Source organism: Microtetraspora malaysiensis (assembly GCF_001528665.1).
GTDB classification, from domain to species: Bacteria; Actinomycetota; Actinomycetes; order Streptosporangiales; family Streptosporangiaceae; genus Microtetraspora_A; species Microtetraspora_A malaysiensis.
In genome coordinates, this window is record NZ_BBYJ01000048.1 from 130,885 (window position 1) to 150,573 (window position 19,689).

The 19,689-nt window shown below is 71.7% G+C and carries 18 protein-coding genes; 6 read left to right on the top strand and 12 right to left on the bottom strand.

Features of this window, described 5'->3' with window-relative positions; genetic code table 11:
• Positions 1 to 10: 10 nt before the first annotated feature.
• Positions 11 to 1,165 (bottom strand): cation diffusion facilitator family transporter, encoded by a 1,155-nt coding sequence (locus AWQ71_RS39330; protein WP_084259820.1) that lies wholly within the window; start codon positions 1,163 to 1,165, stop codon positions 11 to 13.
• Positions 1,166 to 1,246: 81 nt separating this feature from the next.
• On the opposite strand from AWQ71_RS39330, the gene AWQ71_RS39335 reads away from it, so the two are divergent.
• Positions 1,247 to 1,570 carry an ArsR/SmtB family transcription factor gene (locus AWQ71_RS39335; protein ID WP_218002160.1) on the top strand — a complete coding sequence of 108 codons (324 nt, stop codon included), beginning with the start codon at positions 1,247 to 1,249 and terminating at the stop codon, positions 1,568 to 1,570.
• A gap of 93 nt (positions 1,571 to 1,663) precedes the next feature.
• Here AWQ71_RS39335 and AWQ71_RS39340 read toward each other — a convergent pair whose 3' ends face one another.
• Complete coding sequence (locus AWQ71_RS39340; protein WP_245658986.1) at positions 1,664 to 4,480, bottom strand: ATP-binding protein; 2,817 nt, start codon at positions 4,478 to 4,480, stop codon at positions 1,664 to 1,666.
• Between the two features lie 191 nt (positions 4,481 to 4,671).
• On the opposite strand from AWQ71_RS39340, the gene AWQ71_RS39345 reads away from it, so the two are divergent.
• The 3 genes from AWQ71_RS39345 to AWQ71_RS42455 all read left to right on the top strand — a co-directional run bounded on the left by AWQ71_RS39345 (position 4,672) and on the right by AWQ71_RS42455 (position 5,846).
• A complete protein-coding gene (locus AWQ71_RS39345; RefSeq protein ID WP_067144211.1) occupies positions 4,672 to 5,028 on the top strand; it encodes a VOC family protein in 357 nt (118 codons plus the stop codon).
• 140 nt (positions 5,029 to 5,168) lie between these two features.
• Positions 5,169 to 5,621: an iron chaperone gene (locus tag AWQ71_RS39350; protein WP_067144213.1), complete on the top strand. Its 453-nt coding sequence runs from the start codon at positions 5,169 to 5,171 to the stop codon at positions 5,619 to 5,621.
• Positions 5,622 to 5,699: 78 nt separating this feature from the next.
• Positions 5,700 to 5,846, top strand: a complete 147-nt coding sequence (locus AWQ71_RS42455; protein ID WP_218002161.1) for a hypothetical protein — start codon at positions 5,700 to 5,702, stop codon at positions 5,844 to 5,846.
• Here AWQ71_RS42455 and AWQ71_RS39355 read toward each other — a convergent pair.
• The 8 genes from AWQ71_RS39355 to AWQ71_RS39390 all read right to left on the bottom strand — a co-directional run bounded on the left by AWQ71_RS39355 (position 5,843) and on the right by AWQ71_RS39390 (position 13,279).
• On the bottom strand, positions 5,843 to 7,111 hold the full coding sequence (locus AWQ71_RS39355; protein WP_067144215.1) for an MDR family MFS transporter: 1,269 nt from the start codon (positions 7,109 to 7,111) through the stop codon (positions 5,843 to 5,845). The genes AWQ71_RS42455 and AWQ71_RS39355 overlap by 4 nt on opposite strands.
• On the bottom strand, positions 7,108 to 8,226 hold the full coding sequence (locus tag AWQ71_RS39360; protein WP_281196548.1) for a PLP-dependent cysteine synthase family protein: 1,119 nt from the start codon (positions 8,224 to 8,226) through the stop codon (positions 7,108 to 7,110). Before AWQ71_RS39360 ends, AWQ71_RS39355 begins: the two co-directional genes overlap by 4 nt.
• A 101-nt stretch (positions 8,227 to 8,327) precedes the next feature.
• The gene (locus AWQ71_RS39365; protein WP_157570878.1) at positions 8,328 to 8,750 is read right to left on the bottom strand and encodes a hypothetical protein; all 423 of its coding nucleotides are present in this window, start codon (positions 8,748 to 8,750) and stop codon (positions 8,328 to 8,330) included.
• 127 nt (positions 8,751 to 8,877) lie between these two features.
• Positions 8,878 to 9,249, bottom strand: a complete 372-nt coding sequence (locus AWQ71_RS39370) for a nuclear transport factor 2 family protein (protein ID WP_067144219.1) — start codon at positions 9,247 to 9,249, stop codon at positions 8,878 to 8,880.
• Between the two features lie 45 nt (positions 9,250 to 9,294).
• A complete protein-coding gene (locus AWQ71_RS39375) occupies positions 9,295 to 10,836 on the bottom strand; it encodes a cobyric acid synthase (RefSeq protein WP_067144221.1) in 1,542 nt (513 codons plus the stop codon).
• Between the two features lie 104 nt (positions 10,837 to 10,940).
• Positions 10,941 to 11,537, bottom strand: coding sequence for a hypothetical protein (locus AWQ71_RS39380; protein ID WP_157570879.1), 597 nt, complete (start codon positions 11,535 to 11,537; stop codon positions 10,941 to 10,943).
• 96 nt (positions 11,538 to 11,633) lie between these two features.
• Positions 11,634 to 12,719 carry a CU044_5270 family protein gene (locus tag AWQ71_RS39385; RefSeq protein ID WP_067144225.1) on the bottom strand — a complete coding sequence of 362 codons (1,086 nt, stop codon included), beginning with the start codon at positions 12,717 to 12,719 and terminating at the stop codon, positions 11,634 to 11,636.
• Positions 12,716 to 13,279 carry an RNA polymerase sigma factor gene (locus tag AWQ71_RS39390; protein WP_067144226.1) on the bottom strand — a complete coding sequence of 188 codons (564 nt, stop codon included), beginning with the start codon at positions 13,277 to 13,279 and terminating at the stop codon, positions 12,716 to 12,718. The genes AWQ71_RS39385 and AWQ71_RS39390 overlap by 4 nt, the downstream gene beginning before the upstream one ends.
• A 335-nt stretch (positions 13,280 to 13,614) precedes the next feature.
• Here AWQ71_RS39390 and AWQ71_RS39395 point away from each other — a divergent pair, with 335 nt between their 5' ends.
• A complete protein-coding gene (locus tag AWQ71_RS39395; protein WP_067144228.1) occupies positions 13,615 to 15,231 on the top strand; it encodes a GMC family oxidoreductase in 1,617 nt (538 codons plus the stop codon).
• A gap of 64 nt (positions 15,232 to 15,295) precedes the next feature.
• On the opposite strand, the gene AWQ71_RS39400 is transcribed toward AWQ71_RS39395, so the two are convergent.
• Positions 15,296 to 17,506 (bottom strand): transglycosylase domain-containing protein, encoded by a 2,211-nt coding sequence (locus AWQ71_RS39400; RefSeq protein ID WP_369407244.1) that lies wholly within the window; start codon positions 17,504 to 17,506, stop codon positions 15,296 to 15,298.
• 487 nt (positions 17,507 to 17,993) lie between these two features.
• Here AWQ71_RS39400 and AWQ71_RS42460 point away from each other — a divergent pair, with 487 nt between their 5' ends.
• Entirely contained in the window at positions 17,994 to 18,299 is a 306-nt protein-coding gene (locus AWQ71_RS42460) for a hypothetical protein (RefSeq protein ID WP_157570880.1), read from the top strand.
• Between the two features lie 698 nt (positions 18,300 to 18,997).
• Here AWQ71_RS42460 and AWQ71_RS42965 read toward each other — a convergent pair.
• Positions 18,998 to 19,689: hypothetical protein (locus AWQ71_RS42965; protein ID WP_169806741.1), on the bottom strand; the 692-nt coding region annotated here is incomplete at its 5' end.

Below are 19,689 nucleotides of genomic sequence, written 5' to 3' on the forward strand. Positions count from 1 at the left end.
GGCCGGAGGCTTACCGGTGGGCGACCAGCACCGCGTGGTGCTCGACCCCGGCGGGGCCGTCCGGGTCGGCGTGGACGGTGGCGGCCCGCAGCCGGGGCAGGCCGTGGATGAGCCGATGCTCGGCCTCGACCGCGACCGCGTGCGCCTCGACCAGGGTCAGGCCGGGATCGAGCACGATCTCGACCTCGGCGCGCAGCGCGTGGCCGATCCAGCGCAGCCGCACCGCGCCGGCCCGCCGTACGCCCGGGACCTCGGCGAGGAGGCGCTCGGCCTCCTCGACCAGGGCCGGATCGACGGCGTCCATGAGGCGGTGCCAGATCTGCCGGGCCGCGTCGCGCAGCACGAAGCAGATCGCGCCCGTGATCAGCAGGCCGACGATCGGGTCGGCGAGCGGCAGGCCCATCGCGACCCCGCCCGCCCCCACCAGCACGGCCAGGGAGGTGTAGCCGTCGGTCCTGGCGTGCAGCCCGTCCGCCACCAGCGCGGCCGAGCCGATCTCCCGGCCCACCCTGATCCGGTAGCGGGCTACCCACTCATTTCCGGCGAACCCGACGAGACCGGCGACGGCCACCCAGCCCGCGGCCCGGATGTCGTGCGGGTCGGCCAGCCGCCGGATCGCCTCGTAGCCCGCGAGCCCGGCGGACGCGGCGATGGCCAGCACGATGAACACGCCGGCCAGGTCCTCGGCCCGGCCGTAGCCGTACGTGAAGCGCCGGGTGGCCGCGCGCCGCCCCAGCCAGAAGGCGATCCCGAGCGGGAGCGCGGTCAGGGCGTCGGCGACGTTGTGCAGCGTGTCGCCCAGCAGTGCGACCGACCCGGAGAACGCCACGACCACCGCCTGGACGACGGCGGTCACCGCCAGCACCGCGAACGAGACGGCGAGGGCGCGCATCCCGCGAGCGCTCGACTCCAGGGCCGCGTCGGTCTTGGCGGCGCTGTCGTGCGTGTGCGGCACCATGACGTGGCGCATCCGGGCCGCCCACGCCCCGAACCGTCCGCCGCCCGCTCCGTCCCGAGCCCCGTGCCCGTGCCCGTGACCGTGCCCGTGCTCGTGCTCGTGCTCGTGCTCGTGACCGTGGCCCTGATCCGGCCCGCGCCGGGTGACGTGGGCACGGCCGGAGGGGTGGTCGTGGGGGTGATCCTGACCCTGGTGCGGCTCGGACATGAGTGCCTCGCTTGCGTCGGACGGCTCTCCGGCCGACTATATGTATTCATGTACGCACGCGACAACGAATCAGGTACGAGCATGTCGCAGGAGCAACCCGACCGCGCCCGGGTGGAGGCGGCGGTCGCCGCGTTCCGCATGCTCAGTGACGCGACCCGGCTGCGCCTGATGTGGCTGCTGGCCTCCGGGGAGTACGACGTCTCGTCGCTGTCGCGGATGGTGGCCGTGGCGCGCCCCTCGGTCTCCCAGCACCTCGCCAAGCTGCGCCTGGCCGGGCTGGTGCGCACCCGCCGGGACGGCCGCCGCGTCCTCTACCGGGCGACGGACACGCACGTCCGCACGCTCATCGCCGAGGCGCTGTCGCACGCCGATCACGAGGTGTCCGGGACACCGCGCCACGACTGAGCTCCCGGCCCCGTTCGGCGGGCAACCCTGTGCTGAGAATCCGCGATTCTGTGCTCAGTCGCTGAGTTCGATCTGGTGGATCCTCCCCGGCGGCTATCGCTCTGAGGCCATCATCGGTGTCGCGGCGGGGGCCATCGGGGCGAAGCCGAGATCGGCCAGCGCGGCCGCGCCACGACCGGCGTGGTCGCCGCCGGCGAGCACCAGGGTGCGCAGCGACTGGTAGCGGCAGCCGGCGGCGTCAAACGCGTCTACCGTGGCGAGCAACCGCTCCCGGTCATTGTCGAGCAGCGCTTGGGCCCGCTCCACAATGGCGGTGGCGACCGGGTTGCCGGCCACGACGGTCCGAGCCTCGGCCACCCGGTCGCGAGCACCGGGGCTCCCGGCGAGCACGGCGGCTTCGGCGCGCAGCGCCACGTACCAGTGAAGCCAGATCCAGGTGACCCATTGCCACACCTCGCCGGGCTCAGGCGCCAGCCGCTCCAGCGCCTGCGGCGCCTGCCCGCGGTGGAGCAGAAGCATCGCGTCGAAGACCGCCCCGTAGCCGTAGGTATTGCCCGGTGAGGGGTCGAGTTGATTCAGGACCGCGCTCCATTCGCGCCGGGCGTCCTGGTCGTCGCACAGGCCGTGGATCGTCGCCACCGCAGCCGCCGGCGGACCGAGGACGGACCTGGCGGGGCCGCCGGCCCGCTGCCACGCGTCGAGGAACCGAACGCTGCCGGCGCGTACGTCGTCAAGGTTGCCCGCGAACGCGTCGGCCACAAGGAGCCAGCCCGTGGCGCGATGGCCGACCTCCGCCAGCAGCGGATGATCCGCCAGTTGCCGTGCCCACCGGCGGGCACCAGGCAGGTCCCCCGCGCCGAGGCCAGCCTCGGTGACCTCACCAAGTGCCTCGATCAGCTCGTGGGTACCGGCCGGGGTGTCCGGTGTGGACGAGAGCAGGGTGATCCGGCGCCGGGCCGTGCCGGCGGCGGCGAACGTGTCGCCGGCCCAGCTCTGGGCGCAGGCGAGCGTATCCAGCGCGGCGGATTCGGCGAGCGGGTCACCCGTGCGGTGAGCGAGTTCGACCGATCGTTCCGCGCGGGCGATCGTCACCGGGACCCCGTTGTCGTCCAGGCCCTGTGCGGCGCCCATTGCGTCGGAGAGCGCCCGCCCGGCCTCGGCCAGCGCCACCGCGGCCTGCGCGGCCGGGTCGTCGCCGGCCAGCTCCCGCGCCTGGGTGATGAGTGCGATCGCCTCCTGCTGCGGCAGCTTCCGTACGAACTTGCCGGAGAACCGGTAGGCGTTGGCGGCGGCGGTCGCCAGGTCACGGGCGGCACCGGCGGTGTCGCCGGACCTGCGGGCGGCGTCCGCGGCCGCGCGGTGCAGGCGGTCCATGTCATCGCCATGCATCCGGCAGCCGGCCACGGCCGCCGCCTGCCGCAGCATCGACGCCGCGGCGGCAGGATCGGTCGCGAGCGCGGCCGCCTGCTCATAGCGCCCCTGCGACTCGCCGATCAGGTTACGGGTGAAGGTCAGCTCCGCCAGGCGCCGGGCGAGATCGTACGCGTCCGCGCGCTGCTCCGGCTGTTCGGCCGCCCACACCAGGGCCGCGCGGAGATCGTCCGCCACCAGGTCGAACCGGGCCCGCCAGTCCTGGCGTGCCACTGCCAGTCCGGCGGCCTTGGCCAGGCACCAGCGAAGGTGCCGGGATCGAGCGTCGACCAGCTCACCGGCCTCGGCGAGCCGCTCGGTCGCGTACTGGCGGATGGTCTCCAGCGCCCGGTACTCCGTACCGCCCGGGGACGCCGTCACCACCAGCAGGCTCTGTTCGGCGAGCCGAGCCAGTCCCTCGGCGACAATGCCTTCCTCGGATCCGGCCACCTCCGCCGCCGCCGCGGCGGTGAACGGCGCCACGAACACCGACACCCGGCGCAGCAGCGCCCGGTCGGCCGGCTCCAGCAGGGCGTGGCTCCAGTCCAGCGCCCCCCGCACGGAACGGTGCCGTTCGTCGGCGCGGGAGCCGCCGGTGAGCATCCGGAGCGGGTGGGACAGGGCGGCGGTGATGCCATCGAGCCCGAGCGTGGGATACCGGGCGGCGGCCAGCTCGATCGCCAGCGCCATTCCGTCCAGCCGCGCACAGATCGCGGCGACCTGGTCGCGCAGTGACGGATCCAGCGGCCGGCCGACCGCCGCCACCCGCTCCATGAACAACGCGACCGCGTCCGACTCACCGTCGACGGTCAACGACAGCGGCGGCACCGGATACACCCGTTCGAACGGCACCATCAGCCGGGCCCGGCTGGTCGCCAGCACCGTCAACCGAGGGCACGTCGCCAGCAGCCGCTCAAGAAGCAGCGCCACCCCGTCCACCACGTGCTCGCAGTTGTCCAGCACCAGCAACGCGTGACGGTCGGCCAGCGCGGCGACCACGGACTCGGTCATGTCGCGGCCGGGCTGCTCACCCAGGCCGAGCGCCCCGGCGACCGCGGTCGCGATCATCCCCGGGTCGGTGACCGGGACGAGGTCGACGAACCACACCCCGTCGGAGTACTCACCGGCTGCTTCCGCGGCCGCCGCCAACGCGAGCCGGGTCTTGCCCACCCCGCCGGGACCGACCGCGGTCACCTGACGGTGCGCCTTGATCATCTCGGTCAGCTCGGCCCGCTCGCTCTCCCGGCCGATGAACGAGGTCAGCGGGGCGGGCAGAACTGGTGCCGGGCGCGAGGGGCCGGCACCGGTCGGCTCGGGCGCACGCTGGGCGAGCGCCCGCCGATCCGGCACCTCCAGCTTGCGCAGCAGCGAGGAGACGTGACTCTCCACCGTCCGCACCGAGATGCACAGCCGCGCCGCGATCTCGGCGTTGCTGAGATGGGCCCCGACCAGTTCCAGCACCTCGGCTTCCCGAGGCGAGATCTCCACGTCTGTCACCACCGCCCCAGTTTGCCGCATCCGCTTCACGGCCCCATCCGTGGTGACCACCGCCCGCGATCCGTGCTGTCGATCCGTGCCGTCGATCCGTGGGCGGTTCCGTGGTCGCCACGGATGTGGAGCGGACGGGGCGAAAGCGAAGCTGTGAATGTCCACACGGCGGGTCGATGTGACCCACGACCACAGGAGTGACGATGACCGCCTCTTCCACCCAGGGGATCATGACCGTGCTGCACCCCGTGTCCGACCTGGCGAAGGCCAAGGCGGTGTACGCGGCCCTGCTCGGCATCGCGCCGCAGACCGACTCGCCCTACTACGTCGGCTTCGATGCCGCGGGCCAGCACATCGGACTGGTGCCGGACGGTGGACCGCAGGGCATGACCTCACCGGTCGCCTACTGGCACGTGCCGGACATCGAGGCGAAGCTGGCCGAGCTGACCGCCGCGGGGGCCACCGTGAAGGAGGCCGCGCACGAGGTCGGCGGCGGCCGCCTGGTGGCCACCGTCACCGACCCCGACGGCAACGTCCTCGGGCTGATCCAGGACCGCTGAGCGGCGACCTCGACGGCATCATCACGCGAATACAGGCCGGTGATGCCGAGTCCATCAGGGAAAAGCGTCAGCGCAGCCGGACGTCGTCGACGACCGACGCGAGATTCCGAACATCAAGCTCCGCAAGGGGGAAATCTGCCATGAGCAGCACCGAAAGCACCACTTACCACGGATTCACGGCCGAGGAACGGGCCGCGATGAAGGAGCACGCCCAAGACCAGAAGAAGGCAGCGCGCCGTAGTTCGCGTGCGGACAAGGCCGCGCAGGAGCAGCAGGACGTACTCGCGAAGATCGCCGAGATGCAGGACTCGGACCGGCTCCTCGCCGAGCGCGTCCACGCCATCATCACCACCAGCGCCCCGGCCCTCGCGCCGAAGCTCTGGTATGGCATGCCCGCCTACGCGCTGAACGGCAAAATCGTCTGCCATTTCCAGAGTGCGGCGAAGTTCAAGACGCGCTACGCGACGCTCGGGTTCAGCGACCAGGCGAAGCTGGACGACGGCACGGCGTGGGCGGTCGGTTTCGCCCTGACCGAGGTGACGGCCGAGACGGAGGCGCGGATCAGTGCGCTGGTGAGGCAGGCGGTGAGCTGAGTCGCGCCCAGCCACGCTCTTGCTGTACGCCGACGCCCGGGCTCCGGCTGTCATCGACGCGGACGCCGCCACAGCGGGGTGGTCTCCACCCGGATCGACGGGACGGCCCGGCCGAGCCGCCTGCGCCGGGACGACCTGGAACACCGCTTCCCGGGCCTGTTGTCGTCGATCCTCACCGCCACCCCGCCCCGCGTGCCCGAGGAGCCCGCGGCTCCGCCGCGCTAACTCACCGGCTCCTCGCTCAGGCGGCCGGGGGGCGGCGCGGGCCGGAGCCGCCCGGCACGGTCGAGCCGCCGTATCGCGTACGCCGAGGCGAGCCCGGCGGCCAGCAGGAGCAGCCACGGCAGCGCGGGGACGCCGTGGGCGGCCCCCACGTCGATGGCCCAGCCGCTGGCTAGGTTGCCGAGCAGGATGCCGACCCCCGAGAAGGCGTTGTAGAGCCCGTAGTAGGTGCCCGTCAGCTCCGGCCTTCCCAGGGTCGAGATCATCGCCATCTCGAACGGGAAGATCAGCATCCCCGCGGCGGTGAGCAGGATCGCGCTGAGCACCGCGGGCGCCGCCCCCAGCCCGTACGGCAGGCGCTCGGGCTGGGCAGCGAACTGGCTCGCGAGCAGCACGGGCACGAAGGCCGCGCCCATGACCGCGAGCCCGCGCGCGATGGCCTGCTCCGGCCGCCACCGGCGCGAGGCGAAGGCGGTCAGCCGGACCTGCCCGGCCACCGCGAGCAGCGCGGTGAAGGTGTACATCACGGCGATCGCGGCCTGGCCCCCGCCCGCGCGCCCCAGCTCCAGTGGGAGCCCCAGATAGACCTGGTACGAGAGCGCGTACGACACGAACATGGCCGCCGAGAACGCCACGAACGGCCGGTTCGCGAGCACCTCCTTCCAGTCGGCGGGCACCGGCCGGCCCGTGCCCTGCGCCGTACCCTGCCGCGAAGGCAGCCTGCGGGCCTGCAGCAGCGTCAGCGCCGCGAAGACGACCGAGGCGGCCAGGCAGGCGAGCCGGAAGTCGACCGCGACGAGCAGCACGCCGACCAGCGGCCCGGCCAGGATCCCCGCCTGGTAGAAGACGTTGAACAGGGCGAACGCCTCGACCTTCCGCTCCCCCGCCTCGACCGCGATGTAGGCGCGGACCGCCGGGTTGAACAGCGCCCCCGCGAGGCCGGTCAGCACCGAGGCGACGATGAGCGCGGGCACCGACGTCGAGACGCCGAACAGGGCGAACCCCACGGTGCGCAGCGCGCACCCCGCCATGATCAGCGGCTTGTAGCCGTACCGGTCGCAGAGGGTGCCGCCGATCGGGAACATGCCCTGCTGGCTGAGGTTGCGCAGGCCGAGCAGCAGCCCGGTCAGCCAGACGGCCAGCCCGAGCCGCCCCGACAGGTGGTCGGCCAGGTACGGCACGAGCATGTAGAAGCCCAGGTTGATGCCGAACTGGTTGATCATGAGGAGCCGCACGGCCGGGCCGAACGACGTGAACCGCGCTCTCATACGGCGGCTCCCAGCGGGTCGACCACGGTCGCGCAGCGGGTCCATCGGGCGACCTCCCGCTCGGCCGGGTGGGAGATCTCGTCCGGATCGTCGGCCGGGACGACGCCGAGCAGGCCGTTGGCCGCGCAGTACTCGTCGTCGAAGACCGTGTTCCAGTACCGCCAGGGGCCGTCGGGGAAGACCGCCACGATCGCGGTCCCCTTCGGCGAGGTCCTGGCCACCCAGTCGGCGACCATGGCGACCGCGCCCGCGCTCCACCCGCCGGTGGCGTAGTGCGCGGCGGCGAGCGCCCGGCAGGTGTGCACCGCCTCCGCCGGGTTGACCCAGTGGACCTCGGAGAACGCCGCGTAGTCGACGTTCCGCGGATGGATGCTGCTGCCGAGCCCGCGCATCAGCCGCGACCGGGCGGGCTGCCCGAAGATCGTCGAGCCGATCGTGTCCACCCCGACCAGCGAGACGTCGGGGAAGGTATGGCGCAGCGCCCGGAGGATCCCCGCGCTGTGCCCTCCCGTACCCACCGAGCAGACGAGGACGTCGATCAGCGGGAGCTGCGCCACCAGCTCGGCGGCGAGCGTGGCGTAGGCCGCCACATTGTCCGGGTTGTCGTACTGGTTCGGGCAGTAGGCGTCGGGCAGCTCGGCGAGCAGCCGCCGGACCCGCTCCTTGCGCGCCTCCTGCCATCCGCCGGTCGGGTGCGGCTCGGTCACGATCTCCAGGCGGGCGCCGTACGCCCGGAGCAGCCGCGCCATGAGCGGCTCCAGACCGGGGTCGGCGACGAGCGTGACCGGGTGACCGTGGACGATGCCGGCCAGCGCCAGGCCGAGCCCGAGCGTGCCGCTGGTCGACTCGACGATCGTGCCGCCGGGGGCCAGCTCGCCGCGCCGCCGGGCACAGCGCACCATGTTGAGCGCCGGACGGTCCTTGATGCCGCCCGGGTTGAACCCTTCCAGCTTCGCCCAGAAGCCCCGCCCCGGAGCCGGGCCACGCGCGGGGATCCAGGTGACCGGCGTGTCGCCGACCCGGACGTGCGTGTGGACGTGCGCCGGGACGTACGGCTGCCGCGCCGGCGCGAAGCCGTCGAACGCGGGCAGCGTGGAACTGACGAGAGAATTCACTGTTGACCAACCCACCAAAGGTCCGCGGCGCCCCCTCCCGGGGCACCGGATGACGTCGTCTGCGCTTCCCCGCGCGAAGTTCCTCGCGCGGAACGGTGGGCCTATATGCGCAGCACGCAGAGCGCGACCCGGTCGCCCCCGCACGGTACGCGGAGCGACGGCGGAGGCGCGGGCCGGGACGGAAGGCGCGGCGCGACCGGCAGCACGACCATGGTGGCGGCCGTGGCGTGGAGGGGGGCGTAGCCGTCCACGGCGCGGGTCCACAGCGCCACGGCCTCGTCGCAGCACTCGGAGTGGTGGGGCAGGTCACCGCAGCCGCCGCCGTCGTCGTCGGGACAGGGCGTCCCGGCGGCGACGTGGTGGTGATGGACGTGATGCGCTTGGTCGAGCGTGCAACAGGAGGCGGCGTTCGCCGAGAAGAGCCCCAGCGCCGCCATCACGACGACGAGCATCCGGCCCACCCGCGCCCACATGGGGCCGCGAGACGGCACGGCGGCGGCGTCCGGGGAAGTCCTGTCACACATCGCGGGAAGATGTGCCCAGGTCACGGCACCTTCCATGCGGGCGAAACGCGGGTGGGAGGCGCCGCGGCCCGACAATTTACCTCTCCATCGCCGCACGCCCCGGGACGTCCCCGCGGTGAAGTCCGGCTCACAGCGGGCCGGCGAAGACCACGATCTCGTCGATGTCCCCGGCGGGGGTGACGTGGACGACGTCCGTGCCGGACAGGAGGACCCGGCCCTCGGCGTCCTCGTAGCACCAGCCGAACCTGGCCCACTCGCCCGGCGCGTCCACGCGCGTGGTCCGCACCATGCGGCACGGCCCCGACGGGTGGCTGCGCACCACCTCGGTGATGAAGTCCGACACGGCCTCCCGGCCGACCCCGCGGCCCAGCGGTCCCCAGAAGACGATGTCGGGGGCGAGCGCACGGCTCAGCAGCGTGGCCCGCTGGTCGGGATCGGCGGTCTCGGTCGCGGCGATGAAGGCGTCGATGGCCTGGGTGTGAAGCGTCTCGTCCGTCACTCCGCGATCGTAGGTCAACCGCACGGCCGGGACGGCGTGCGGCCGTCACGCGCCGGGCGGCAGCGTCCGGAGGCCGTCGGGGGCGCCGCCGTCGATCAGGCGGGCCAGCGCACCGGTGTCCATGTGCCGCTCGACGAGGTCGCCCAGGGCGTCCAGCCGGGCCTCGCGGAGCGCGGAGAACGAGGTGTCCGGCGCGGGCGCGAAGTCCCGCCCCGCAACGGTCGCGACGTCGGCGAGGAAGGCCCGGCGGAACGCGTCGTTCTCCAACGCGCCGTGCCAGGTCGTCCCCCACACCGGGCCGAGGCGGCAGCCGTCGAGGAACGGCTCGGCCCGCCGCTCCCCGTTCCCGGCGAACGCGACCGGGGTCGGGGTCGGGGTCGGGGTCGGGTCCACCGTCACCGTGCCGTGGTGGATCTCGTACGCGGAGACGCGGCAGCCGTACGCCTCCCCCACCGGCCGGGACAGGGTCTTCTCGGACGCGAACTCGACCGACGCGGGCAGCAGGCCGAGGCCCTCCACCAGCCCGGCGGCGGACTCGACGTCGTCCCTGATCGTCCGGGCCAGCATCTGGTAGCCGCCGCAGACGCCGAGGATCGGCCGCCCCTTGACCGCCCGCTCCCGTACGGCGTCCGCCAGGCCGGTCGAGCGCAGCCAGGCGAGGTCGGAGACGGTGGCACGGGAGCCGGGCAGGATGACCAGGTCGGCGTCGTCCAGCTCGGCGGCCGAGGTCACGAAGCGGACGACCACCCCCGGCTCACTGGCCAGCGCGTCCACGTCGGTGAAGTTGGAGATCCGGGGCAGCCGGACGACGGCCACCCGCAACGTTCCCCGCCCGGACGCCGAGGCGGCGGCCGGCGGCCGGTTGTCCAGGGCGAGCGAGTCCTCCACGTCCATCCACAGGCCGTCCAGCCACGGGAGCACGCCGTAGACCTCGCGGCCGGTCAGGCCGCGGAGCATGTCCAGCCCCGGCTCCAAGAGCTCGCGGGCTCCCCTGAACTTGTTGACGACGAACCCCGCGACGAGCGCCTGGTCGGCGGCGTCGAGCAGGGCGAGCGTGCCGTACATGGAGGCGAAGACGCCGCCCCTGTCGATGTCGCCGACGACGATGACCGGCAGCCGGGCCGCCTGGGCCAGGCCCATGTTGGCGATGTCGCCCGGGCGCAGGTTGATCTCGGCCGGGCTGCCCGCGCCCTCGCAGACCACCACGTCGTACCGCGAGCGCAGCCGGTCGAGCGACTCGACGGCGACCGCGCGCAGCCGGTCCTTGAGCGCGCCGTACTCCATCGCGTCCACGTCGGCCATGGGACGGCCGAGCACGACCACCTGGCTGCGCCGGTCGCTGCCCGGTTTGAGGAGGATCGGGTTCATGTCGGCGGTCGGTTCCAGGCCGCACGCGGCGGCCTGGACCGCCTGCGCGCGGCCGATCTCGGCTCCGTCACCGGTGACGAACGAGTTGAGCGACATGTTCTGCGCTTTGAAGGGGGCGACCCGGACGCCCCGTCTGGCCAGCCACCGGCAGATCCCGGCGGTGACGACGCTCTTCCCGGCGTCCGAGGTGGTGCCCGCGACCAGCAGCGCGCCCTTCAACCCGTCCTCCTCGTGATCGGAAGTGCTCACGTTATCGGCCGGACCCGCGACGCCGGCGGGGCGGGCCGTGGGGAGATCGCGCCTCCGCCCGGTCGGCGTGACGGTCAGCTCCAGGTGGCGTGCTTCAGGACGGTGGTCAGACCCGGTGTGTTCCACTGGTCGACGATCAGGATCCGCTCCTTCGGCAGGTACCACTCGCGCTGGCTGAACACGGACTTCTGCTCGCCGTTGTCGCGGACGCACCGGCCCGGCCACACCCGGTAGCGGGCCTTGTGCCTCGCCCCGAAGGGGCGGTAGCCGGCCGCGACCGCCTTGCCGAGGACCTGGCCGAGCGAGGGGTCGGTGGCGCACGGCGCGACGTCCACCGCCGGATAGAACGGCCCCTGGTTCGGGTTGTACGGCTGGAAGCCCTCGCCTCCGGTCTTGATCGCCTGCGTGCCCATCACCCAGAAGCTGCGGCAGTTGGGCTCGAAGTAGTGGCCCCGGGGCCGCGCGCAGGCGCCGGTCACCACGCGGATCTGGTCGCCGCCGCCGTACACCTGCCACGAGCTCGGCAGATCCAGGGTCAGGCCGCCGCGCAGGCGTAACGGCGCCGTCGTGGCGGCGGACGACGAAGAGGGCGGAACGAAAGAGGAGGACGCGGACGCGGGGGCCTGAGCCGCCAGTACGGCGGCTCCGGCCACGGCGACCAACGTGATCATTTGCGGAATCATGGCGGTGATCGTATCGATCTTGGAGAACCACAAACGCACGGCGGAAACCTCGCCCCTCGCCGGGCTATCAGCCGAGGCCGGGCTTCAGGAGCGGTCCGCGGGGACCTTCGGCGACTCGTCGGTCCAGCCGGACTCCTGGACGGCGCTCCAGCTGATCGGCCGGAGGTCCGCACAGCCCCGCTCGCCGTCCAGCCGCTTCACGGACAGCAGCCGTCCGGTGTCCTTGTCGAACAGGACCTGCAGCTCGCCACCGAACTCCTGATCGCAGCTGCTCCGGCGCGCGACCCCCACCGCGTCACGGCCCAGCGGGTCCCGTACGCCGCCGAGAGAACGGACGTCGGGCAGATCGGCCATCAGCCGGAACAGCGCCGCCCGGACACCGGAGGGGGCGGGGAGTTCGAGCAGCATCTCCGCCGCCTGCTCGAACAGGATCTCGTCCCGTCTCTCATCGCTGACTCCGGGAACCTGCCACTGGATGAGCACCTCCTTCAGCGACTCCGGATCGGTGGGCAGGGCGTCGATCTCGGCGAGGGAGACCACCCTGCCGTCGACGTTGGGCCAGCTCGACCCCGGCTCCGCGAAGGCGTCCAGCCGCTGGAGATACGGGGTCGCGCCGTCGGTGCTGTCCACCGCCCGGCGGCCGCGGACGCAGGTGAAGTGGGCCTGCTCCGAGCTCCACACGCCCTTCTCCGGCGGCAGGAGGGCGTCCTTGACGTCGCCGAGCCGGGTCCAGGAATGGACGATCCACCAGCTCGGATCCTTGGGCGACCGCGCCACCCACGTCTCGTCCCGGCAGAGACCGTCGGACGTCCGGTCGGTCGGGGACGCGCTGTTCACGCCGCGGCTGTGCCAGTACCGGCCCGCGCCGGTCGGCGCGTTCACGGTCTGCTCCGCGGCGGCGAGCAGCAGGCCGCGCGCGGCGGGCTCGGCGGACCGGTCGCCGACGGCGCCGGGAACCAGGATCGCGGCCGCCGCGAGGCCCGCCGCCGCCACTCCGGCTCCCCAGCCCCACCCCGGACGGCCTCGGCCGGGGCGGGGAACGGGCTCAGCCACGACGGACGGCCGCGCGGCCGCGGCGATGATCCGGTCGAGCCGGCGCGGATCGTCCTCCGGCGTGAGCGAGGCGGGACGAACGTCGGCGAGCATCTCCATGAGATCGGGCTTCTTCACCGGAACGACTCCTTCACGGATTCCAGAGACTCGGACGGGAGAACGCTCGCGCCGTCGACCGCCGCGATGGCCAGCGCACGCTCCAACCTGCGCCGGGCGCGGTGCAACCGGACGAAGTACGTGGCGGTGGAGCAGCCGACGACCTTCGCCGCGTCCGCGGCCCGCAGACCGTGCCAGGCGACCAGCGTCAGCAGCTCACGGTCTCCGTCGGAGAGCGTCGCAAGCGCCCGCAGGAGAGCCGCCCTCTCGGTCACCGCGTCGGCGACGTCGCCCGTCACGTGCTCACTGGCCGCGGCCCACGCCGCCAGCTCGCTCTCCAGCGACTGGCGCCGGGCGTCCGCGCGGTACGACTCTCGCAGGATGTTGCGGGCGACGCCGAGCAGCCACGGGAGCGCCTCGTCCGGCATATCGTCGATCCGCCGCCACGCGACGCAGAATGTCTCGCTCGCCACCTCCTCCGCGAGCTGCCGCCCCGCACGGCTCACCGCGTACGCGTACACGCTGGGATAGCAGGCGTCGTACAGGGCGGTGAACCGGTCCCGGGGACCAGGTTCGATCATGCGTTCTCCATTCCCCTACATGTGCCTTCATCAGAGGAATGATCGGACCGTGCCGGTTCTTACAGCCCACGGGACGGCGGAGCGTATCCGTGGACTCTCCCGAATACGCCCCTGTCAGGTTGGTCCCGCCCTATCCCGTCGGGTCCGTACGGCGCTGGGCGAGGAGCGCGCGGACGCGGGGGCCTGAGCCGCCAGTACGGCGGCTCCGGTCACGGCGACCAACGTGATCATTTGCGGAGTTATGGCGGTGATCGTATCGATCCCGGCATACTGCGGATGCCCGACCATGACCCAACCATGCTGGCCGGGCCGCTGGAGATAGGACGATGACCCACATGGCCGACTATCTGATCATCGGAGCAGGATCGGCCGGGTGCGTGCTGGCCGCCCGGCTGTCCGAAGACCCACACGTCCGGGTGCTGCTGATCGAGGCGGGCGGCTCCGATCGCAACCCGCTGTACCACGTCCCGAAGGGATTCGGGAAGCTCTTCGACGACCCGGGGAAGGTCTGGCACTACCCGACGCTCCCGTTCGGCCCGGACGGCCAGGGCGAGATCTGGCCCCGGGGAAGGGTCCTCGGCGGATCCAGTTCGATCAACGGGATGGTCTACAACCGCGGCCAGCGCGCCGACTACGACGAGCTCGTACGGCTGGGCAACCCGGGCTGGGGGTGGGACACCATCCTGCCGATCTTCCGTGCGATCGAGGACAACGCGCTTGGGCCGTCGGAGACCCGGGGCGCGGGTGGTCCGCTGCATGTGTCGCCCCCGCGCGACCCGGATCCGCTGTGCGAGGAGATGATCGCCGCCGGGACCGCGCTGGGCCTGACCGCCATGCGAGACGTCAACGAGTCCGAGGGCGAGCGCGTCGGGCACGCGATGGCGACCATCAAGGACGGGCGGAGGGTCAGCGCGGCCAGGGCGTTCCTGCGGCCCGTACGCGATCGGCCCAACCTCACCGTCGTCACCGGCACGCTGGTGACCGAGCTGCTGTTCGACGGGGACACGGCCGTCGGCGTGCGCGCCAGGAACGCCGGTGGCGGTGTGGTGGAGTACCGCGCCGACCGGGAGGTCATCCTCTGCCTCGGCAGTCTGGGCACGCCGAAACTGCTGCAGTCGTCGGGAATCGGGCCGTCGGAGGTGCTGCGCGCCGCCGGTGTGGGGGTCCGGCTGGACCGCGCCGCCGTCGGCTCGCGTATGCGCGAGCACCGGTGCCTCGCCCTGAAGTTCCGGCTGAAGGAGGACCTCGGCTACAACCGGTCGCTCTCAACGCCGGCCCGGCAGGGCGCGACCGCGCTGAAGTACCTGCTGAACCGCAAGGGACCGCTCGCCGCGCCCGCGTACGACGTGATCGCCTTCCTCAAGAGCCGCCCGGACCTGGACCGGCCGGACGCCCAGTTGCTGATGGGGCCATGGTCCGTCGCCACGTACAAGGCGGGCGAGACGGTCACCGTCGAGAGGCCGCCCGGCGTGTCGGTGGTCGCGGAGGTGCTCCGCCCGACCTCGGAGGGCAGCGTGGCCATCACGTCCGCGGACCCCGGCGCGCCGCTGCGCGTCGATCCCAACTACTTCGACACCGACCACGATCGTCAGGTGGCGGCCGACCTCTTCCGCCGGATGCGCGAGTTCTTCGCGCAGGAGCCGATCGCCTCGCGACTGGCGCACGAGACCTTCCCGGGGACCGGGGTGCGGTCGGACGAGGAGATCATCGATGCCGCGCTGGGCGGAGGTTACTGCGGCTACCACGCGATCGGCACCTGCGCCATGGGTCCGGACGAGGGCGACGTGGTGGACTCGCAGCTGCGGGTGAGAGGCGTGGACAACCTGCGAATCGTCGACTGCTCGGTGCTGCCGGTCATGGTGTCGGGCAACCTCAACGGACCCATCATGGCGATGGCCTGGCACGCCGCGGATCTCATCCTCGGCAGGGTCTCCCCTCCCGCGGCCGCCTGAAGACAGTGAGGGCGGGGAAGGCATCGCCTTCCCCGCCCTCATGTCGCTCGCCGGGCCCAGACGGTCATCGGTCTTCCGGTGTCACCACCACCACGTTGTCGCGGCCGGCACGGTCGCCGCGCTCGCCGCCGATGACCCCGCCGCCACCGCCACCGCCACCGCCGAAGCGGCTCTTGTTGATCGGCTCGAAGGGGGTCGCCTTGACGCCACGCAACGCGGCCGTCATGGTGTCGTTCCAGATCGGGCCGGGGATCGTGGCTCCGAAGACCGATCCGTAGTACGTGCCGCCGATGGTGACGCCGTTCAGCTTGTGCGCGGTCGAGCCACGCGGGTCGCCGATGCTCACCGCGCCGGCGAGGTCCGGCGTGAAACCGGCGAACCACGCGGTGGCCTGGTCGTCGGTGGTACCGGTCTTGCCGGCGGCGGGCCGCCCGATGCCGCCCACCCCGCGCATGGTGCCCTTGGTGAACACCCCCGACAGGATGTCCGCCGCCGCGTCGGCGACCTCCGGGTCCAGCGCCTCGCGGCACTGGGGCTGGTATTCGGTCACCTTGCCGTTCCGGTCGGTGATCTGGGAGATCGCCATGGGAGCGCAGTACTTCCCGCGCGCCCCGATCGCGGCGTACGCGTTGGCGACGGTCACCGGGTCCATCTCGTTGATGCCGAGGGTGAAGGTCTCGTACTCCTGCAGCGGGTTGCCGTCGGAGCGCTTGATGCCCAGCGACTTGGCGGTCTGCACGGTGTCGCACAGGCCGACGCGCTGCTCCAGCGTCATGAAGAAGGTGTTGACCGACCCCCACGTGCCCGTCTGCAGGCTCTTGAAGCCGCCGCCGCCCTCGTCGTTGGTGACGGTGTGCGTCGGGTCGCCGATATTTTCGCCCTTGCAGTTCTTGAACGCGGAGTAGCCCGACGCGCGATATCCGGAGCCGACGTTGAAACCGTCGGTGATCCTCATTCCCTTCTTGAGCGCCGTGAGCAGCGTGAAGGTCTTGAAGGTCGAGCCCGCCTGGAAGCCGATGCCGCCACCGTGCGCCTTGTCCGCCACGACGTTGAACGACATCTCGTGCCTGCGCTCGTTGTTGCCGAACTTGCGGCTCGCCGCCATCGCCTTGATCATGCCGGTGCCGGGCTGAATCAGCGCCTCGGACGCGACGGCGTTGTCCGACGCGTGCACCCGCTTCCGGATCGCCCGCTCGGCCGCGGCCTGCATCTTGGGGTCGATCGTCGTCTTGATGGTCAGGCCGCCCCGGTTGAGGAACCGGGTGCGGGCCTTCTCCGTCTTGCCGAAGCGCGGATTGTTGAGGATCTCGTTCCGGACGTACATGCAGAAGTACGGATAGGGGCTCGCGCCGCAGCCGCCGGGCAGGGGCGTTCCCACGTAGCCCAGCTTCTTGGCCTTGGCCGCCTTGGCCTCCTCCGGCGTGATCTTCTTCAGCTCGGCCATCCGGTCGAGCACCACGTTGCGCCGTTTGAGGAGCTGCTTCTGTGCCTTCCGGCCCGCCTCCGGGTCGGTGCTGTTCGGCATCTGCACCGCCCCTGCCAGAGTCGCCGCCTGCGCGAGGTTCAGTTCGGACGCGTTGACCCCGAAGAAGCGCTTGGCCGCGGCCTGCACGCCGTTGGCCCCCGCGCCGAAGTAGGCGATGTTGAGGTACTTCTCCAGGATCTGGTCCTTGGAGTACTTCTGCTCGACCGCCATGGCGTAGCGCAGCTCGTTCAGCTTGCGGGCGTAGCTCGGGGCCAGCGCCGCGTTCTTGTCCTCCTTGGAGACCGCCGTGTTGAGGAGGACCTGCTTGACGTACTGCTGCGTGATGCTGGAACCGCCCTGGCTCACGCCGCCCGAGGAGAGGTTCTTCGCCATGGCTCGGGCGGTGCCTTCGAGGTCGATGGCGCCGTGCTCGTAGAACCGGTAGTCCTCGATGGCGACGATCGCCTTCTGCATCAAGTCGGCCACCTTGTCGAGCGGGACGACCTCGCGATACTCCTCGTAGAACTGGGCGATCTGGTTGCCCCTGGCGTCGAGGACGGTGGTCTTCTCGGCCAGCGGGGGCTCCTTCAGATCCGCCGCCTTGAGATTGAGCCCGTCGGACGCGGTGAGGATCGCCGCGCCCGTGCCGCCGACGGCCGGCAACGCGAGAGCGGCGGCCAGCACGCCCGCGACTGCACCCGCTCCCAGGAGGCTAACGATGCTGATGCCCGCCGACGCGCGGGCCTTCTTCTCGTCCGTGCGGCGTCCGTTCGCCACGTGGGCCTGACCGGGTTCGTCGAAGATGTTCACCGGCCCGCCCCGAGACTCGCGGCGGTCGTACCCATGATTCTCCCCCTATCAGCCATTAGGACGAAGCCCTAAACCTATAGGCGAGATGGAATCAATGTGCAACTTCGCGGCGAGTGTGCAGTGCGAGATGGTATCGCCGTACTTGTCGTCTCCATCGACGGCGAAGCCGTCCGCCCGCCCCTCGGCCTTCACCGATCGGGGGGACCACCGTCATCGCGCCGGGAAGCGGCAGTCTCGGGAACGCCGCCGCAAGTGCTCCGGTCGGCGGACCGGCGAACTCGAGGACCGGCGGTCTTGGGAACGCCACCGCAAGTGCTCCGACCGGAGGACCGGCAGGCTTGGGAACGCCACCGCAGGCGCTCCAATCAGCGGACCGACGGGCTCCCCTGCTGATGGACGGACACCGTCACCCCGGCGCAAGACACCCGAAGGCGCGAGGTGCCGGACCGGAGTCCTCGCCGCTCACCGAGGCGCGAACGTCGTAACAGTGACGCAAATCGCCGTCGTGACGGTGACGCGAGTCGTGACGGTGACGCAAAATCAAATGGTCGGCGCGACAGCGGCACGCCACCCGAATGGGACGCCGGATGTCTCTCTGCGCGTACTCCGGCAGCTCAATCGGCGCGAATATATCGGCCACACCACCTTTTATGCACTCTATGTAATCGCCGATGCGCAATTGGTGCAGCACGTAGTCCATGAGTTTGCCACGCGCAACCGAGGCATTCGCCGACCGCTACCGCGCAGGCGCCCCACCCTCGCCGCCGCCAACTCGTGGAGTCGGCAGCGATGACGCCGTCACCAGAGGCCTCGACACCAAAGACTCCGACGCCAGAGACTCCGACGCCAGAGACTCCGACCTTTGCGCGCCCCCTTCGGTCGCGAATGCCCATCAATCGGAATGCCGCACACGGTGCTCACAAATAGTGCAAGCGTGATTACTTAGAGTTGCCTATCGAACGTGTGAACGATATCCTCGCAGAGGCTCGACCGTCAGACCGGGAGGGGAGGTGCGAAGAGATGATGCTTTCGGGTGGTGTGCTGTTGTCGCGCGGACCGGAGGACGCTCCTCCGCCCCGGCCGTCCGACGCACCTTCCGCGTCCCCGCGGCGGCGGCGCAGGTCAAGGCGGCACACGCCGTTCATCGGATCCGATCGTTTCTCCGGTGACTCCTACGGGGCGGTGCTCCTCGACCGCGCTTGCAGCGCCGGGCTCCTCGATGACGGCCGCGGTTTCGGCGGCCGCGAAGGAGCCCCTGATCCCGCCCCACACGACCCGGCCCGCCCCGAGGGGCGAGCTGCGCGGCGCGGCAAGCCGGGCGACACGGCGCGCGTTGACGGGCGAGCTGCGCAACGCGAGCCGGACGAGGCGCACTCCTGGGCACGTCGGCTGCTCGGCCTTCCGGACGCGCCGGAAGACCATAAGCCTGACAGCGGGGAGGAGTCGCAGCGCCTCAGAGGCGATGGCGGTGACCCTTCCGGTCGGGACGAGCTACCGCGGCCCGGGCACGACCGTGGTGACCTGTCGGCCTGGGACGGGATCTGGCAAGGCCGCCGTCCCACCCTCCACGAGCCATCGTCGAACGGATCCCAGCGCGCCGGTCGGGACGATCGGCAGCGGAACGGCTCGGGCCGACAGGGCAAGGACCGGCAGGGCCAGGGTCAGCTGGGCGTGGGCCGTATTCGCGAGGACGAGCAGGGTCCGGGCCGCGCCCCGCAGGACACAGACGCACAGGGTTCGGGTCGACGTGGCGGTGACCGCCGGGCCGATGGCAATGCTGTTGGTGATGGCCGGGGCGCTGACGGCCGGGGTATCGGTGATACTGGCCCGGATGCTGCTGGTGGTGATAGCCGGGTAGCGGACTGGCCCGGTCTGAAACTGGCCGGGCGCGACGTCATCGAGTTGCTGGCTCGTGCTGAACGGCTGGCCGCGGCAAAGGTGTCGGGCGAGACCGTGGCCGGCGCTGGGGCTGAGGCTGGCGCTGGGGCCGGTTCCGGTGTTGGCGCAGGGGCCGAGACCCGGGCTGGAGCCGGTGTTAGCGCCGGGGTCGAGACCGGTGCCGAGGTCGAGGTGGCGATGGCGGAGATCGTCGCCCTGGCCCGGGCGATCGATCTGGCCGAAGCCGCGATCGCCTCCCGCCTCCCGATAGCCGAAGCGGGTAAAGGTCAGCACCTGTTCGGGCG

Bases quoted from the DNA above. Each gene is read 5' to 3' on its own strand.
- AWQ71_RS39345 (WP_067144211.1), top strand. From the start codon at position 4,672: ATGACCGCCTCTTCCACCCAGGGGATCATGACCGTGCTGCACCCCGTG.
- AWQ71_RS39355 (WP_067144215.1), bottom strand. From the start codon at position 7,111: ATGAGAGCGCGGTTCACGTCGTTCGGCCCGGCCGTGCGGCTCCTCATG.
- AWQ71_RS39365 (WP_157570878.1), bottom strand. From the start codon at position 8,750: ATGTGTGACAGGACTTCCCCGGACGCCGCCGCCGTGCCGTCTCGCGGC.
- AWQ71_RS39350 (WP_067144213.1), top strand. From the start codon at position 5,169: ATGAGCAGCACCGAAAGCACCACTTACCACGGATTCACGGCCGAGGAA.
- AWQ71_RS39335 (WP_218002160.1), top strand. From the start codon at position 1,247: ATGTCGCAGGAGCAACCCGACCGCGCCCGGGTGGAGGCGGCGGTCGCC.
- AWQ71_RS39390 (WP_067144226.1), bottom strand. From the start codon at position 13,279: ATGATCGAACCTGGTCCCCGGGACCGGTTCACCGCCCTGTACGACGCC.
- AWQ71_RS39395 (WP_067144228.1), top strand. From the start codon at position 13,615: ATGGCCGACTATCTGATCATCGGAGCAGGATCGGCCGGGTGCGTGCTG.
- AWQ71_RS39330 (WP_084259820.1), bottom strand. From the start codon at position 1,165: ATGTCCGAGCCGCACCAGGGTCAGGATCACCCCCACGACCACCCCTCC.
- AWQ71_RS39380 (WP_157570879.1), bottom strand. From the start codon at position 11,537: ATGATCACGTTGGTCGCCGTGGCCGGAGCCGCCGTACTGGCGGCTCAG.